This is a genomic window from Hymenobacter sp. 15J16-1T3B, assembly GCF_020711235.1.
Lineage (GTDB): Bacteria > Bacteroidota > Bacteroidia > Cytophagales > Hymenobacteraceae > Solirubrum.
Genome location: NZ_JAJFAV010000014.1, coordinates 1 through 16,797 on the forward strand (window position 1 = coordinate 1; position 16,797 = coordinate 16,797).

Below are 16,797 nucleotides of genomic sequence, written 5' to 3' on the forward strand. Positions count from 1 at the left end.
GCCCAGCTCCAGCCCCCGCGGCCGCGCCGGCCGCTCCCGACGCCGCGGCCGTGGCGCCGCCCGGAGGGGCCAATGCCCCGGCCCCCGCAACGGCCACTGCAACGGACTCGCCCGCTGCGGTGGCCGTTCAAGCATCCGAGCCCAACGAAGCCACCGCAGCACCCGAGCACGACCCGGCCCCCACGCGCCCCGTCGAGGTGGCGGCTGCGCCGGTGGTGCCGGCCCGGCCGCGGCGCGAGCCGGCCGCCGAGGTGACGGCGGGGCAGCAGGTGTGGGCCAAGCTCGGCAACGGCCCGGCCCCAGTGAAGTACATCAACGCCGACGGCAACATCCTCATCCTGAAGGCCAATTTCGTGATGAGTCTGGCCAAGAACACCGGTAAGCAGCTATGGCTGACCAAGGTGGAGCGCACCAAGTCGGCGCACCTAATTGGCAACGGCCCGCTGATTGAGGTGGTGGCGGCCTCGGCCAACAACGAGTACCGGCAGTCCTACATCCTGAACTCGGAAACCGGCAAGGCCATCTACAGCCCACCGGCCGCCCGGCAGGTGGAAAACCGCATCGTGGACGCGGCCAACCTGGTGGTGTGGGAGGCCACCGATGCGGGCACCCGGGCCCTGCTGCTCGACAAAGCGACCGGCACGCGCCTGCACGAGCTGCCGGTGGCACCCGGTTGGGCCCGCGCCGCCCGCATTCTGCCCCTGCCCGAGGGCAAGGTGTGCGTGGTATCGGGGGCGGGCGTGACGGCGCTGGACCCGGCCGCCGGCAAGCTGCTCTACCACCTGCCGCTCAAGCGTTCGGCCAAGGTCGATGAGCTGCTGCCGCCCACCGAACCCACCTTCGACGTGCTTGAGACGGGTACGCCCGGGCAGGTGTGCGTGCTCAAGGATGGCTACCTGAGCGGGGTGAACATCCGCACCGGGCAGCTGACCGGGGAGCGGGAGCTGCCCGGGGCCTTCGTGCTCTACCGCGAAGCCGGCGCCGAGCAGCTGGTCGTGGGCAAGTCGGGCAAAAAGGACAAGGACCTGCTGCTGGCCGTGTACGACAAGCGCAGCTGCCAGGAAGTGCGCGCCGCCACGCTCGACATCAGCAACGCCGGGGCTCTGCAGCCCCACGGCAACGACCTGTTCGTGGTAGGCGGCTCAGCAGTGAAATTGGTGGACCTGGCCACGCTCAAGCTCAAGGCTGATAAAACCTTCAAGACCAGCCTCGACAACGTGCAGCTGTTTGCCAATGACCAGGGCATCGGGCTGCTCAGCGCCGGCGGGGTGGAGTACTTTAATCCGCAGACCTACGCGGCCACCGGCAAAACCCGCTATTACGACCCGGCCGGGCGCGTGAAGCACAAGGCCGGCGACGACACGTACTTCTGGGCCAACGGCTACCTGGGCCGCGTGAACTTGAAAAAAGGCGAAGAAACCCTGCTGCTTAAGGACAAGCTGCCGCTGAAGCTGCTGGACAACGAGGCTCCGCAACTGGAGCTGCTGCCCGACGGGCTGGCGGTGGTTACGGCGCAGTCGGTAACCAAGGTGGATTTCAGCGGGCGCATCGTCTACAACCACTATTTCACGCCGCCGGTGGTGGTAGCCGGCGCCATTGCCGGGCACGCGGCCGCGCAGGTGGCCGATGCCGCCGCCAAGGCCAAAGCCTCGGCCGCGAAGCAGTCGTGGGTGGCGGCCCAGCACGCGTTTGAGGCCGGCAGCAGCGAAGCCGTGTACAGCGGGCCGCGCACTTTTCACACCGAGCTGCAGCACCACATCGTGCTGACCAAGGCCGACAAAGACGAAGTCGGCCGCTTCAAGCTGCTCAAGATCAACAAGGCTACCGGCAAGGTGGAAGGGCAGGTAGAAGTGGAAAACCGCACCCCCGACTACATTTTCGACCCTGTCGACAGCGTGGTGTACTTGTTCGACGTGGATTCGGTGCGGGCGTACAAAATCTAGCGCCCGGGCCGGCGGCACTTGAACTGCCGCCGGGGCTGCAGGGCCGCGGCGGCTACTGACGCCACGCCGGCCATACTAAAACCTGGCGGCCAGCAGTTGTGCTGCTGCCGCGGGATAGGCCGGCGGCACTGGCAGTTGGCGTTATGAGCACCGGTTTCTTATCCATTATTCTGCTGATGGCCGGCCTGCGCAGCTGCGCGGCCCAGCCCGCGGCGCCGAAAGCCCCCGCCGCTTTTTCCGCGCCGGCGTACCAGGCCACGCTGCGCTCCTTTGCCGCGCGCCGCGCCCGGCTGGCCGCCGAGTACCGCCGCGCCGCCGCGGCACCCGAGCGCGCCCAGTGCCTGCAGCGGGCGCGGGAGTTGTTCCTTACCTCCCTCGACAGCGCCATCTTTCCGGCCTGGGAAGGCACGCCCTGGGCATTTTACGGGCAGAGCTGGGCGCCCCAGCGCGGCACCATTGCCTGCGGCTACTTCGTGACGACCACCCTGCACGACGCGGGCCTGCGCCTGCAGCGCAGCCTGCTGGCCAAGCAGGCCTCGGAGGTCATCATCAAGAACCTCACCGATGAAGGCCACATCCACCGGTACCGCGGGCTGGACCAGCGCGAGTTCGTGCGGCAGGTACAAGGGCTGGGGCCTGGCCTCTACGTGCTCGGGCTCGATTTCCACGCGGGCTTTCTGCGCGTGCACGACAACGGCAGCGTGCAAATGGTGCATTCCTCGTACCTGGGCCCGGCCACCGTGGTGCGCGAAGCTGCCGACGCCGCCGAGGCCTTGGCGTCGGAGTACCGGGTGGTGGGCAAGGTGTCGGCCGACGACCGGCTGCTGCGGGCCTGGCTGCTGCAGCAGCCACTGGCGGTGCGCGGGGCCACGGTGCGAAAGTAGGCACGCCGGCAGGGTACGAGCCACTTACGAGGGCGAGAGTAGCCGAGGCTTGTGCAAAAAGGGGGGAACAAACGCGGTACGTAGCTTTTTTGGGCGAAGGGCAGTGCAAGCAGCGGGGCCAGCCAGTACATTGGCGGCAAATAAGTTGTACACCCCTTTTTTCAATCAGCCTCCGTTTGATGAAGCAACTTTACCCGTTTACCCGGCTGGTAGCACCCACTACCGGCCGCGCCTGGCGCCGCCGCGCCGCCGCCCTGCTCACCGGCTGCCTGCTGCTGGGCGCCCCCCGGGCCGAGGCCCAGATCGAGCCGGCCGCGCAGTACACCAAGCTGACCATGGCCCAGTTTATGGCCTGGACGCCCACCGGCCCCACGGCCGTGCCGGCCAACGTGAGCCAGGTGCCGCTGGTGCCGCGTCAAAACTCACTGCCCGCCCAGCTCAACCCCGCGCAGAGCTTCAGCCAGAAGGTGAACTACATCCCCGACGGCATGGCCAACTTCGCCGGCTACCTGAACGAGCAGAATCACTTCAACCTCTACAACTTCACCCATTGGCAGTACATCGACGTGCTGACTTGGTTTGACGGGACGGTGGGCATTCCGACGCGGCCCTGGGTGGAAACCGCCCACCGCAACGGGGTGAAAGTTATCGGCACGGTGTTTACCAACGCCGCCGACGTGGCCGCCCTCATCCAGAAAGACGCTAGCGGCAACTACCTCGGGGCGCAGAAGCTGGTAGCCATGGCCAACTACTACGGTTTCGACGGCTGGTTTTTCAACCAGGAAAACACCGTGCCGGCCGCCACGGCCCTGGAGTTGCGCGCCCTGCTGCAGCAACTGCAGGCCATCAAGCCCGCCGGCATGGAAATTCACTGGTACGACGCCATGCGCCCCAACGGGGTGCTCAGCTACCAGAACGCGCTGAACGCCAATAACGCGGCCATGCTGCAGGACGGCACCGCGCGCGTGAGCGACGCCATGTTCACGAACTACTTCTGGTCGGGCGCCACCAACATCAACACCTCGGTGACGACGGCCAATGCCCTCGGCCGCAGCCCCTTCGACGTGTACATGGGCGCCGACATCTGGCCCGGGCGCAACCCGCAGGGCCTGTTTGCGCGCACCACCTGGCTCGACAACTACTTCACCAACGGCGACCTGACCCAGCCGAAGGTGTCGCTGGGCCTGTTTGCCACCAACCTGACCTACAACGGCGGCTTCAACAACTTCAACAATACCCCGAGCGACTACGCCAACTTCTACCGCACCGAGCAGCGCATCTTCGCCGGCGACGACTACGACGTGACCACCGCCGACGCCAGCGGCTGGAAGGGCCTGGGCTACTACCTGCCGGTGCGCAGCGTCATCAACACCCTGCCTTTCGAAACCAACTTCTCGGTGGGGCAGGGCAAGATTTTCGCCAACAACGGCGCCGTGGTGCAGCGCGAGTGGACCGACATGGGCAAGCAAAGCCTGCTGCCCTCGTGGCAGTGGGCCAAAACCGGCGCCGCACCGGTCACCGTGGGCTTCGACTTCGACGACGCTTACTACGGGGGCAACTCCCTGAAGCTGGCCGGCAGCCTGAGCGGCAGCGACGAGGCCACCGTGAAGCTGTACCAAACCAAGCTGCCCATCACCGCCACCACCAGCTTCGAGCTGACTTACAAGGCCGGCGCCGCCGGGGCCACCAACACCAACCTGCTGCTCTACTTCAGCGACAACCTCGCCGCCCCGGTGGCCCTGAGCCTGGGCACGGCCAGCACCGCGCAGTGGACCACTCGCACCTTCCCGCTGGCGGCTTACGCCGGGCGCGAGCTGGCCATCATCGGGGTGCAGGCCACGGCTACGGCCGCCGTACCCGCTTACCGCCTGAACCTGGGCAAGTTCAGCCTCTACAACGGCACGCTGGTGACGCGCCCGGTGGCCGGCTTTGCCGCCAGCGCCACCCGGGTGGTAACCGGAGAGCCGGTGACCTTTGCCAACTCTTCCACCAACGCCACAGCCTACCGCTGGACGCTGCCGGGCGCCACGCCCGCCAGCAGCACCGCCATTCACCCGGTGGTGAGCTACGCCGCGCCCGGCACCTACTCAGTGAAGCTGCGCGCCGAAAGCGGCGCCACCCGCGACTCGCTCACCCGCACCGACTACGTGACCGTGGTGCCCGCCGCCACGCCCGGCGGCAACACCGCCCTGCTCTACGACGGAGTGGGCAAGTTCGTCGACGCGGGCACCATCAACCTCAGCGGCTCGGCTCTGAGCCTGGAGTGCTGGGTGAAAGTCAACGCCTTTAAGACCGGCGCACCCTACATTTCCAGCCTGATGGGCACCGAGGACGGCGGCAGCGCGGCCATGCTGCGCCTGGGCGACGCCGGCTTGGCAGCCAACCGGGTGCAGTTCGTGCTGAACGGCACCAACCTGGCATCCGCCACCGCCCTGGCGGCCAACACTTGGTACCACATTGCCGGTGTGTACGACGGGGCAACGATGAAAATCTACCTCAACGGGGTGCTGGATGCGTCGGGTGCGGCGCCGGCTTCCATCACCTCGAATGCAGCCTTCGTGCTCGGCCGCAACTACGCTAACTCGCGCTGCCTCGACGGCTCCTTGGACGAGCTGCGGGTATGGAAGCGCGCCCTCTCGGCCGCCGAAGTGGCCGCCAACGCCTGCCAGGTGAGCAGCAGCGCCCCCGGCCTCGAAGCCTACTGGCCCTGCAACGAAGCCACTGGCGCGGTGGCCAACGACGTGAGCGGCCACGGCCACACCGGCACGCTTACCGGCATGGTGCTCAGCGACTGGACCAACACCGTGCCCACCCAGTGCGCCGGCGTAACGGCCACGGCCAGCCCGCGCAACGCGTCGGGGCTGCAGGTGCAGGTGCTCGGCAACCCGGCCAGCGGCAATCAGGCCGAGCTGGAAATCCGCGGGGCGCAGGGGCAAGCCGCGGTGGTGGAACTCGTCAACTCCCTGGGCGCGGTGGTGCGCACGTTCCGCGTGAGCCCGGCCGCCGGCGCCACCCAGCGCGTGGCCCTGACGGTGCCCGAGGCCGCCGGCGTGTACGTGGTGCGCGTGCGCACCGCCGGCGCCACGGCCGCCACGAAGTTGCTGAAACAGTAGCCGTCCGCTACCACGTTTATGAGCCCTACCCCAAGCCCGCTGGTGCACAACCGGCGGGCTTTTGGCGGTTGAACTGTGTAAGATGGGAAAATGAGTGGAGGTGGGCTGAAAAGCAGGGGGTAAAAATAAAATTCATGCTCTTTTTGCCCTGCAATGGGTGCGGCGAATAGGCTAAGCGTGTACATTAAGGCCAACATTTTTTTACCACCCCTTCTTTTCATCAACCCCGTTTCATTCATGCAACACGTGTACTCTTCTCTTGTGGCCACTTCCTTTGCCGGCACCACCCGCCGGGCTGTCACAGGAGCGCTGCTGGCTGGTTTGTTGGGCCTTAGCCTGGGCGCGGCTGCCCAAACGCCCGCTGCCCTGACGCTGAACGGTTCGTCGACCTACGTGCAGGCCAACTCCATCACCCTGAACGGCCCGCTGACCATCGAGGCCTGGGTGAAGGTCACCGCATTTAAGACCACTTCGCCGTTTATCTCCAGCGTGGCGGGCGTGGAAGACGGCAACAACGCGGCCATGCTCCGCTTCGGCGACGCCGGCATTGCCGCCAACAAGCTGCAGTTTGTGCTGACCATCGGCACGGCCCAGCAGAAGGTGACTTCGGTGGCCACGTTCAACACCAATACCTGGTACCACATTGCGGGCACCTACGACGGAACGAACATGCGCATCTACGTCAACGGGGTGCTCGACAACACGCTGAACGCCCCGAGCTCGGCCACGCTGCCGGTGGCGGGCACGGGCGTGTTCTACCTCGGCCGCAACTACGAAAACCTGCGCGTGCTCAACGGCGCCCTCGACGAGGTGCGGGTGTGGACGCGCGCCCTCTCGGCCGCCGAGCTGCTGGCCAGCCCCTGCTCGGTTAGCGCCACGGCCACCGGCCTGGAAGCCAACTGGAAGCTGAACGAAGGCAGCGGCGCCACCGCCGCCGACGCCACCTCGCACGCGCACACCGGTACGCTGGTGGGCACCACCACCACCATGTGGTCGACCACCGTGCCCGCTTCCTGCGCCACCACGGCCGCCCGCCCGGCCGCCGACGCTTCGGGCCTGCAGGTGCAGGTGCTCGGCAACCCGGCCAGCGGCAGCCAGGCCGAGCTGGAAATCCGCGGGGCGCAGGCCCAGCCAACCGTGGTGGAGGTGCTCAACACCCTCGGCGCCGTGGTGTCGCGGCAACAGCTGAAGCCCACCGCCGAGGCCCAGCGCAGCTCCCTGAACCTGCCCACCGCCGCCGGCCTCTACGTGGTGCGCGTGAGCACGCCCGCCGGTTCGGCCAGCGCCAAGCTGCTGAAGCAGTAAACGGCCCCCACTGCGGCCTCGGCTACCACGCGGCCCCGTCAGCTTCTGGCGGGGCCGCGTGCGTTACGGGCCTGCCTCAAAAAAATGTGCTTCGGCGTCTTGACTCGGCCCTTATGTCAGGGTCTACCTTCGCTGCGTCAACTCGTCCGCTCATGCCCAACGCCCTCAGCTGTCGACAACTAGCCACCCTGGCCGGGGTCAGCGTGCGCACGCTGCACCACTACGACCGGCTGGGGCTGCTGCGGCCCGCCGGCCGCACCGAGGCCCGCTACCGGCACTACGGCCCGGCCGAGCTGCTGCGACTGCAGCAGATCCTGTTCTACAAGGAGCTGGATTTCTCGCTGGCCGATATCCGCCGCATCCTCGAAGACCCGGACTACGACCTCGGGCAGGCGCTGCGCGGGCAGCGCCGCGCCCTGCAGGCCCGCCGCGACCGGCTCACGGTGCTGCTGAGCACGATTGACCGCACGCTTTCCCACCTCAACGGCCCCCCCGCCATGCTCACCAACGAAGAACTTTACGCCGGCTTCCCCAAAGACGAGGCCGAAGCCTACCGCCGCGAAGTCGTGGCCAAGTATGGCGCCGCCACCGTCGAGGCCTCAGACCGACACCTGCGCGAGCTGGGCCGGCCGGGCTTCGACGCGCTCATTGCCGAGCAGAAAGACCTGAACCGCCTGCTGGCGGCCCACGCCCAGGCCGACCCCCGCGGCCCGGTCGTGCAGGCGCTGGTGGCTCGGCACTTCGCCAACATCGTCGGGTTCTGGGGCCCCGCCGTGCCGGCCGAGCAGCGCCTGCCCACTTACCGTGGCTTGGCTCAGCTCTACCTCGACGACCCGCGCTACACGGCCGGGCAGCCGGCCTACGCCGCCCTGCTCAGCGAGGCCATGCGCTATTTCGTAGACCAGCAGCTGGCTGCGTAGGCAGCCCCGCGCCGCCACCGCCAACCGGCCGTAGTGGGCACGCCGTCGGTGGCGCTTTGACCAGCTATATTTCGCAATCTGCGGCCCGCCACGGCGGCCGGCCGCAGTAGTTATCTGCCATTATCGATGAAGAGAATTATCCTTCTCGCCGGGCTGCTCGCCGCCGCGCAGGCGGCCTCGGCCCAAACCCTGCGCTGGCGCCTTAAGGTTGGGGCAGGCGTTACGGTAGCTACCACCTCCGAACTAGCTCCCCGCGTGTTCTACCCGAGCACCAGCCCGTACCCGGTGTTCGACCTGGCTGATCCGTACGCTTACAAGGCGGTGCTGCAGCCGGGCGGCAGCGCGGGGCTGGCGGCCCACTGGCAATCGGCCACGCACTGGGGGCTGGGCGCCGAACTGCTGGCCTGCCACGAGCCGCTCCGGCTGGAGCGGCGGACGCTGCCCCTGCCGAACGAGCTAAACCACAACGACGACCCGCGCACCTACCGCTACCGCCTGCCCAAGCTGGCGCTGCCCGTGTACGTGAGCTACCGCGCCGGCCGGGCCTGGCAGCTGCGGGCCGGGGCGTCCCCCGCAGTGCCGCTGGGCCGGCAGGTACGCATTACCGGCGGGCAAGAGCCCCCCTTGGTCAACGGGCAGGTAGTGGCTACCCCGTTGGATATCAAGACGACGGATACCAACCTGCGTACCCTGAATTGGCGCCTGCTGCTGGGCGTACAGTACGAATTGACCCCGGTCGCGGCGCTGGAACTGAGCGTGCTGCCTGCCGTAACGGAGCTGACCGATACCGAGCAGCGGGCGGGGCTGCTGGTGCGCCGCCACCTGCGCCAGCACGCGCTGAGCCTGGGCGTGAGCTACGCGCTCGGCCGGCGGTAGCCGCCGTTAGCCGGCCGAGGCATCGGGCGCTTTGTCGGCGGCCCGGGCGGCCTGCTGCTCCCGCCACTCGTCTTCCAGAATGCCCATTTCCACCAAGCTCCAGTAGGCGTCGCCGTGGCGCACCACGTCGCGCAGCACGCCTTCCTGCTTGAAGCCCGCTTTCAGGTAGCATTTGAGGGCCGCTTCGTTGAAGTCGTACACGCCGAGGCTGATGCGGTGCAGCTGCAGCTCCTCGAAGCCGATGCGCAGCAGGGCCTGCACCATGCGCCGGCACACGCCCTTGCCGCGGGCGCACTCGCTGCCCACCAGCACCCGCGTCACTCGCGCCGACCGGTCGCGCTGGCTGATGCTGCCCAGGGAAATGTGGCCCACGGCCTCGCCGGTCTTGCTGTCGACGGCTTTGTAGACAAACACGTCGGGGTTCTGCAGGTCGTTGGCGCCTTCGATGTACCAGGCCAGGCTTTCTTGCGTCAGCGGGTAGGAAAACAGGGAGCCGGACCACTCCTGCATCAGCCGCTCGCTGTTGATCCACTCGATGAGCTGGTTGAAATCGGCCGGGGTGAAGCGTTCTAGGCGAATCATAGGAAAGGAGAGCAAAGCGCCAAAGGTACTACCTGTGCCTACGGCAAGCTGCGGCCGGTGTTCGGAGCAGGAACGCAGCCGGCCGGGCCGGCGCCCGGGCGCCACGGCGTTACTTTGCCGCATGCAAGCTGCCCACACCGTCCTGCTCGTTCGCCCTGCCCGCTTCGGCTACAACGCCGAAACGGCCCTGACCAACCATTTTCAACAGACGCTGACCGGCCTCGACGCGGGCGCGGCCCAGCGGCAGGCCCTGGCCGAGTTCGACGCCGCCGTGGCCGCGCTGCGGGCCGGCGGCATCGAGGTGCTGGTGTTCGACGACACGGCCGCGCCGGCCAAACCCGACGCGGTGTTTCCCAACAACTGGCTGAGCCTGCACGCCGACGGCCGCGCGCTGCTCTACCCCATGTGCGCCCCCAGCCGCCGCGCCGAGCGCCGCCCCGACATCCTGGCCGCGTTGGGCCGGCGGTTTCAGCTGCGCGACATCATCGACCTCTCGCACCACGAGGCCGCCGGCCGCTACCTGGAAGGCACCGGCAGCATCATCTTCGACCACGAGCAGCGCGTGGCCTACGCCGCCCTCTCGCCCCGCACCGACGCCGGGCTGTTCGCCGAAGTGTGCGCCTTGCTCGGCTACCGTCCCGTGGCCTTTCACGCCGTCGACGCGCAGGGCCAGGCCATTTACCACACCAACGTGATGATGTGCCTGGCCCCGGGCGTGGCCGTCGTGTGCCTAGCCAGCCTGCGCGAGGCGGCGGAGCGGGCGGCCGTGGTGGCCGCGCTCGAAGCCGGCGGCCGCAGCATTCTGGACATTACCCCGGCGCAGGTGGCGTGCTTTGCCGGCAACATGCTCGCCCTGCAGCCCGCCGAGGGGCGGCCGGTGATGGTGCTGTCGCAAAGCGCCCACGACGCGCTGATGCCGGCGCAGCACGCGCAGCTGGCGCGGCACTGCACGCTACTGCCCTTGCGCATTCCCACCATCGAAACACTCGGGGGCGGCAGCGCGCGTTGCATGCTGGCGGAGGTGTGGCTGCCGCTGGCCTGAGCCACAAGGACGCAAAAAAACCCGCCCGGCTGGTGAGCCGGGCGGGTTGGCATTGCCGCGCAGCCGGGGCCGCGGGCCAAGATTGGGGCTTACATGGAGAAGAACAGGGCGCTGGCCGCAGCCAGGCCCATGAGCAGGTACACCACCACGTTGTTGCGGCGAACTGCCCGGTTGTATTGGCCGTGCGAAAGCATGAGGGTAAGGGGTTGGGAGTCGCCGCAAGAAAAGCCGGAAGCTGACCGTCGGGGGCGCTGCGGCGGCGGTGAGGCCGGCGGCGGGCAGTATTGCTAGAACGGGAAACACGGGCCGCACGGCTACTTCCGGGCGTTACCAAAACGTTATCATTCTGACCATCAACCCCGCCACCGCGCTACTTGTTTGCCGGCGGCGGCGTGGGCGAGGACGCCGGGCGGCAACGCCCCGCAAAAAAGCACGCCCGGGGCGTACCCGGGCGTGCTGCGCAGAAGCGAATACCAAGCGGCCTAGCTGCTCACGGAAGCATTCAGCCCCAGCACCTCCCCGGTGTGGGTGCGGATGTCCTCCACCAGCTGCGGGTCGTCGTTGAGCGACTTGCCGAAGGAGGGAATCATCTGCCGGAATTTGGCCTGCCAGGCCGGCGTGGCCGACTGCTGCGGAAAGCACTTCTGAATCAGGCCCAGCATGATGCTCACGGCCGTGGAAGCGCCCGGCGAAGCGCCCAGCAGGGCCGCAATGGAGCCGTCGGCGGCGCTGACGACCTCGGTGCCGAACTCGAGCACGCCGCCTTCCTTCTTGTCCTTTTTGATGACCTGCACGCGCTGCCCGGCCAGTTCCAGCTCCCAGTCCTCGGCGCGGGCTGCGGGCAGGTATTCGCGCAGGGCCGCCAGCCGGTCTTCCGGCGACTGCCGCACCTGGTTGATGAGGTAACGGGTGAGCGGAATGTTTTTGAGGCCCGCAATAATCATCGGGCGCATGTTGCTGAGCTTGATGCTCAGCGGCAGGTCGAGGAAGGAGCCCTTTTTCAGGAATTTGGTGCTGAAGCCCGCATAAGGCCCGAACAGCAATTCCTTCTTGCCGTTGATGACGCGCGAATCGAGGTGGGGCACCGACATGGGCGGCGAGCCGACCGAGGCCTTGCCGTACACCTTGGCGTCGTGGCGGGCAATGACGTCGGGGTTCAGGCACTTGAGCCATTGCCCGCTGACGGGGAAGCCGCCGAAGCCCTGGCCCTCGGGTATACCCGAGGCAATGAGCAGGGGCAGGGAGCCGCCGCCCGCGCCGATGAACACGAAGGGCGCTTTGACTTTCAGCTTCTGGCCCGTGGCTCGCTCTTCGGCGCGTACTAGCCAGCGGCCGTCCTCCTTGCGCTTGATTTTCTCCACCTCGTGGTTGAAGTAGAACGACACGCCCGGCTTTTGCTGCAGCAGGTTGAACATGCCCCGGGTGAGGGAGCCGAAGTTCACGTCGGTGCCCAGGTCCATGCGGGTGGCGGCCACCGGCTGGCTGGGGTCGCGGCCTTCCATCACCAGCGGCATCCACTGCTGCAGTTCGGCCTTGTCGGTGCTGAACTGCATGCCCTGGAACAGCGGCGACTGGGTGAGAGCCGCGTGGCGTTTGCGCAGGTACTCCACATTGTCCTCGCCCCACACGAAGCTCAGGTGTGGCACGTGGTTGATGAAGCGGCTGAGCTCCTTCACCTGGTATTGCTCGGCCAGGAAGGTCCAGAACTGCTTCGATTGCTCGAATTGCTCGGCAATTTTGATGGCTTTGCTCGTGTCGATGCTGCCGTCGGGGCGCTCGGGGGTGTAGTTCAGCTCGCAGAACGCGGAGTGGCCAGTGCCGGCGTTGTTCCAGGCGTCGGAGCTTTCGGCGGCGGCCACGTCGAGGCGTTCCACCACGGCAATGCGCAGGTCGGGCTGCAATTCCTTGAGCATCATGCCCAGGGTGGCGCTCATGATGCCCGCCCCAATGAGGATGACGTCGGGCTGCAGCTCGGTATCGACCGAAGGATTGGGTGTAGTCATAAAGTCGGAAAAAGACTTTGGCAGTACGGGAAAGCGAAAAAAAGGTGGCTACCGCCCAGGTTAGCGGGCCGGCGGGCCGGGGCACATGACAACCGCGGGCGGCAGTGGTTCGCGGTGGCGCCGGGGTCGACCGGGCCGGGTGCCGACGCCGAATCAGCGCTGGTTCAGGCCGCGGGCTGGCCGGGCGGCGCGTGCTGGCAGTGGAGCCCGGCGCAGGCCGGGGGCGGCAGGAAGACACGCCGATTCAGGCCGGCGGAGCATGCTCCGGGCCGGGTGAACGGCAGCAAGTCGAGTAAAAAGCACACTTCGCCAAGGCTGAGCGCGGAAAATCAACAAAGCAACGCGGCGGTGGGAGGGGAGGCCGTCGTCTTGGCGCGGGTAGGGGCAGGGCTCAGCCGGGCAAAGATATCGGGAAACCGAATCTTGAGGCCACTATATTTAAGCAACGCACGGCCTTTCCCGCCCATGAACTCCCCCGTACTCGTCCCCGCCGCCCGTCGTGGGCTGGTGCCCAGCTTCGTACCAGCGGCCCTGAGGGCCGGGCTGGTGGCCGGCACCCTCGACATTCTCGCCGCCATTATCGTCTTCAGCGGGCTGCGCGGCAAGGCCACCGCCCTGCAGATTCTGCAATCGGTGGCCAGCGGGCTGCTGGGGCCGGCCGCGTACCAGGGCGGCTGGCCGGCGGGGTTGCTAGGCCTGGGGCTGCACTACTTCATTGCGCTGAGCTGGGCCACGTTGTTCGTGGCGCTGGCCCGCACCCGGCCCGCGCTGCGGCGGCACTGGGTGCTCAGCGGCGCGGTCTACGGCGCAGTGGTCTGGGCCCTGATGAACCTGGTGGTGGTGCCGCTGTCGCGGGTGCCACCGCGGCCGCTCACGCCGGTCAGCATTGCCCTAAACCTCACGATTCTGGTGCTGATGGTCGGCCTGCCCGTTGCCGGCCTGACGCGCCGCCTCCTCGGCAGCCGGTAAGCAACAAACCCGGCCGCCGGGCCGGGTTTAGGGAATATTGTTCGTAACTGGTCGTTCCGGAGGGTGGTTGTCGTGGCACGTCTGAGGCCATTTGTGAAGCCAAAAGCAACCCGCAGGGCGCCAGCTCAGCCGCAGGTCGGCGCTGCCAAGCCCGCGTTGGGGTGGGCTAATACCCCAGCGGCGTACCCAGGCCGGGCGCGTAGCCCGGCGCCGTGGCGCTCTGCGACACGCGCACCCCGCCCGACACGGAAAAATGCTCGGTGATGTGGTAATCGGCGCGCAGGTTCACGCCCTGGCCCAGGTTGCCGCCGAAGCCCGCGTAGGGATTTACCAGGTAGCCCGGCGTTTGGGGCGTGAGGTCCTTCCAGGCGCTGCCCGTGAGCGAGAGACGCGGGCTCAGGGCGTAGGTGCCGCCGCCGTAGAGCAGGTAGTGGTTGGTGCCCGCCCAGGCGCCGGGGCGCAGGCCCGCATCGGCGCTGGGGCGGTAGGCGGCGCCGGGCAGCGCGCGCAGGTAGGTCAGGCCGCCGAACAGCTGCAGGCGGTTGGTCAGCTGGTAGTTGGCCTGCGGGCTGAGGTAGGTGGCCGCGCCGTAGCGGCCCGCAAACATGGCGCCCGCGTTCAGGCTGTAGCTGACGCGCGCGGCCGGGCGCAGGCCCGGCGTCGGCGCCTCGGCCGGCGGGGCGGTTTGGGCCGAAACGGCGGTGGCGGACAGCACAAGCAGGGCGGCGGGGAGGAGCAGGCGCATGGGTCGGCGGGTGAAAAGGACCTTCGAGCAAGGTACGAAGACCGGGCCGGAAAGCTGCCTGGCTAACGGCAAGCGCGGCGGCATTGGTGCCAAGGCGCCGACAAATATTCGCCCGGGCGCTAACCAAACGGGCGGCTTGCCGGTATTACCGCCGTTTCGTCTTCCACTTATTCCCCTGCGCCTATGAACTTGTCCGGCAACACCATTCTCATCACCGGCGGCGCCTCGGGCATTGGCTTGGCCTTGGCCCAGCGCTTCGTGCAGGCCGGCAGCACCGTCATCGTGTGCGGCCGCCGCCTCGACAAGCTCCGCGAAGCCCAGGCCCAGCTGCCCGGCCTGCAGATCCGCGAGTGTGACCTGGCTTCGCCCGCCGAGCGCGTGGCCCTGCGCGACTGGGCCACCGCGCAGTTTCCGCAGCTGAACGTGCTCATCAACAACGCCGGGGTGCAGCGCCGCCTGCAGGTGGCTGACGAAGAGGAGTGGTTTGAGCGGCAGCAGGAAATTGCCATCAACTTCGACGCGCCGGTGCACCTCTCGGGCTTGTTCATTCCGCACCTGCGCCAGCAGGCCACGGCGGCCATTATCAACGTCACCTCGGGCCTGGCCTTCACGCCGCCCACGTTTGCCCCGATCTACGGCGCTACCAAGGCGGCGCTGCACTCCTTCACCGTTTCCCTGCGCCACCAGTTGCGCGCCACCAGCATTCAGGTGCTGGAAATCGTGCCGCCGGCCGTCAACACCGACTTAGGCGGCACGGGCCTGCACAACTTCGGCGTGCCCGTGGACGAATTCGCCGACTCGGTGCTGGCGCGCCTGGCCGCCGGCGAGCTGGAAGTCGGCTACGGCACCTCGGAGGAACGTCGCCTGGCCTCGCGCAGCGAGCTGGACGCGGCCACCGAAGCCATGAACGCCCGCTTCAGCTAGCAAGTAGCGCCAGTCGGGCCGTGTGGCTTTGTTGCGGCGGCCGCGCAGCCGGAACAGCTACACTGAAAGCTTTCACAGAAATGAAGAGGACGTAAGAGCCGGTTTGGGCAGGCGGTTCAAAAAACGTCTGTCATCCTGAGCTCGCGAAGGACCTTATCACGCCAGAACAAGTCGTTGTAACGATGGCCGTTCTGCGGTGGTAAGGTCCTTTGCATTAGGGCCAAAACAACTTCAATCAGCCCCAACCGGTCTTCCCAAAACGCACACCGCGCCGCCAGCCTTACTCCGCGGCGGCCGGGCCGGCCACCAGCCCGGCCTGGGGCTCGTCGACGACGGTGCGCGTGCGGGGCAGGCACTCGGGGTAGTGCTGCTGAATGAAGCCGACCAGCCGTTCGCGCACGTCGCAGCGCAGGTCGAAGGCGTGGCTGGAATTGGCGGCGCTGACCAGGATGCGCAGCTCCAGGGTGCGCTCCTTGGAATCGGTGACCTGCAGCACGCACGTGCGCTTGTCCCAGAGCGGATGAGCGGCCACCACGCGCTCCAGCTCCCGGCGCACCGCCTCGATGGGCAGGGTGTAATCGGCGTGGATGAACACGGAGCCCAGCAACTGCGAGGTGGTGCGCGTCCAGTTCTGGAAGGGCTTCTCGATGAAATAGTTGAGCGGCAGCACCAGGCGCCGCTCGTCCCAGATGCGCAGCACCACGTAGGTGAAGGTAATTTCCTCGACGCGGCCCCACTCGCCCTCCACCACCAGCACGTCGTCGAGGCGAATGGGTTGGGTGAAGGCAATCTGGAAGCCGGCCAGCAGGTTGCTGATGGAGCGCTGCGCCGCGAAGCCCACGATAACCGACACGATGCCGGCCGAGGTGAGCAGCCCGGTGCCGATTTTGCGCACCGTGGCGAAGCTCATCAGAATCAGCGCCACGGCCAGGAAGATGATGAGCGACACGGCCAGCTTGCGCACGAACTGCAGCTGGGTGAAGAGCTTGCGCACCCGTAGGTTGTCGGCCTCGCCCAGGCGGTAGTGCTGCTGCACCAGGTCCTCGACCACGTTGACGGTGCGCACCAGCCCCCAGGCAAAGGTGCTGATGAGCAGGGCCTCCACGATGCGCCGCAGCACCTCGAAGGGCTTGGGGCCCAGCGGCGCCAGCGGCAGCATAAACGACAGCGCCAGCACCGGCAAAAACCACGCGCTGGGCGCGCTCAGCCACCGCACCACCGACTGCGTGAGCAGGGGCGCGTCGTGGCGGCGGTTGTAGGTGCGCAGCAGCCCGAACAGCAGCCATTTCAGCAGCAGGCCCAGGGCCAAGCCGCCGAGCACCACGGCCGCGGTATCGAGGGCAAGCGAGAGTTGGTAAGGCAGGTCCAGGCCGAGGTCCGACGACGACATAGGCGGGCAGCAAGGGGCGAGGCGGCACCGCCGGTGGTGCCTGCTGCGTCTACCCCGGGCCCGCGGCAAAGGTTATCCGGCGGCGCTTCGTGCGGGTGTTG

The 16,797-nt window shown here is 67.5% G+C and carries 13 protein-coding genes; 9 read left to right on the top strand and 4 right to left on the bottom strand.

Annotated features, from left to right (window positions below):
• The 6 genes from LJ737_RS20355 to LJ737_RS20380 all read left to right on the top strand — a co-directional run.
• On the top strand, window positions 1-1,943 hold a 1,943-nt coding region (locus tag LJ737_RS20355; RefSeq protein ID WP_227768595.1), incomplete at its 5' end, for an outer membrane protein assembly factor BamB family protein.
• Between the two features lie 143 nt (window positions 1,944-2,086).
• Window positions 2,087-2,827 carry a hypothetical protein gene (locus tag LJ737_RS20360; protein WP_227768596.1) on the top strand — a complete coding sequence of 247 codons (741 nt, stop codon included), beginning with the start codon at window positions 2,087-2,089 and terminating at the stop codon, window positions 2,825-2,827.
• Between the two features lie 179 nt (window positions 2,828-3,006).
• The gene (locus LJ737_RS20365; RefSeq protein WP_227768597.1) at window positions 3,007-5,940 is read left to right on the top strand and encodes an endo-beta-N-acetylglucosaminidase; all 2,934 of its coding nucleotides are present in this window, start codon (window positions 3,007-3,009) and stop codon (window positions 5,938-5,940) included.
• 237 nt (window positions 5,941-6,177) lie between these two features.
• Window positions 6,178-7,245: a LamG-like jellyroll fold domain-containing protein gene (locus LJ737_RS20370; protein WP_227768598.1), complete on the top strand. Its 1,068-nt coding sequence runs from the start codon at window positions 6,178-6,180 to the stop codon at window positions 7,243-7,245.
• 152 nt (window positions 7,246-7,397) lie between these two features.
• Window positions 7,398-8,165, top strand: a complete 768-nt coding sequence (locus LJ737_RS20375; protein ID WP_227768599.1) for a MerR family transcriptional regulator — start codon at window positions 7,398-7,400, stop codon at window positions 8,163-8,165.
• Window positions 8,166-8,291: 126 nt separating this feature from the next.
• A complete protein-coding gene (locus tag LJ737_RS20380; RefSeq protein WP_227768600.1) occupies window positions 8,292-9,041 on the top strand; it encodes an outer membrane beta-barrel protein in 750 nt (249 codons plus the stop codon).
• A gap of 6 nt (window positions 9,042-9,047) precedes the next feature.
• On the opposite strand, the gene LJ737_RS20385 is transcribed toward LJ737_RS20380, so the two are convergent.
• Window positions 9,048-9,623: a GNAT family N-acetyltransferase gene (locus tag LJ737_RS20385; protein ID WP_227768601.1), complete on the bottom strand. Its 576-nt coding sequence runs from the start codon at window positions 9,621-9,623 to the stop codon at window positions 9,048-9,050.
• 121 nt (window positions 9,624-9,744) lie between these two features.
• On the opposite strand from LJ737_RS20385, the gene ctlX reads away from it, so the two are divergent.
• Complete coding sequence (gene ctlX, locus LJ737_RS20390) at window positions 9,745-10,665, top strand: citrulline utilization hydrolase CtlX (protein ID WP_227768602.1); 921 nt, start codon at window positions 9,745-9,747, stop codon at window positions 10,663-10,665.
• A gap of 482 nt (window positions 10,666-11,147) precedes the next feature.
• Here ctlX and LJ737_RS20395 read toward each other — a convergent pair whose 3' ends face one another.
• Entirely contained in the window at window positions 11,148-12,668 is a 1,521-nt protein-coding gene (locus LJ737_RS20395; RefSeq protein ID WP_227768603.1) for a malate:quinone oxidoreductase, read from the bottom strand.
• 465 nt (window positions 12,669-13,133) lie between these two features.
• On the opposite strand from LJ737_RS20395, the gene LJ737_RS20400 reads away from it, so the two are divergent.
• Window positions 13,134-13,637, top strand: coding sequence for a hypothetical protein (locus LJ737_RS20400; protein WP_227768604.1), 504 nt, complete (start codon window positions 13,134-13,136; stop codon window positions 13,635-13,637).
• Between the two features lie 166 nt (window positions 13,638-13,803).
• Here LJ737_RS20400 and LJ737_RS20405 read toward each other — a convergent pair whose 3' ends face one another.
• A complete protein-coding gene (locus tag LJ737_RS20405; protein ID WP_227768605.1) occupies window positions 13,804-14,382 on the bottom strand; it encodes a hypothetical protein in 579 nt (192 codons plus the stop codon).
• Between the two features lie 183 nt (window positions 14,383-14,565).
• Here LJ737_RS20405 and LJ737_RS20410 point away from each other — a divergent pair, with 183 nt between their 5' ends.
• Complete coding sequence (locus tag LJ737_RS20410; protein ID WP_227768606.1) at window positions 14,566-15,306, top strand: SDR family oxidoreductase; 741 nt, start codon at window positions 14,566-14,568, stop codon at window positions 15,304-15,306.
• Between the two features lie 280 nt (window positions 15,307-15,586).
• On the opposite strand, the gene LJ737_RS20415 is transcribed toward LJ737_RS20410, so the two are convergent.
• Window positions 15,587-16,696 (bottom strand): mechanosensitive ion channel family protein, encoded by a 1,110-nt coding sequence (locus tag LJ737_RS20415; RefSeq protein WP_227768607.1) that lies wholly within the window; start codon window positions 16,694-16,696, stop codon window positions 15,587-15,589.
• Window positions 16,697-16,797: the final 101 nt, after the last annotated feature.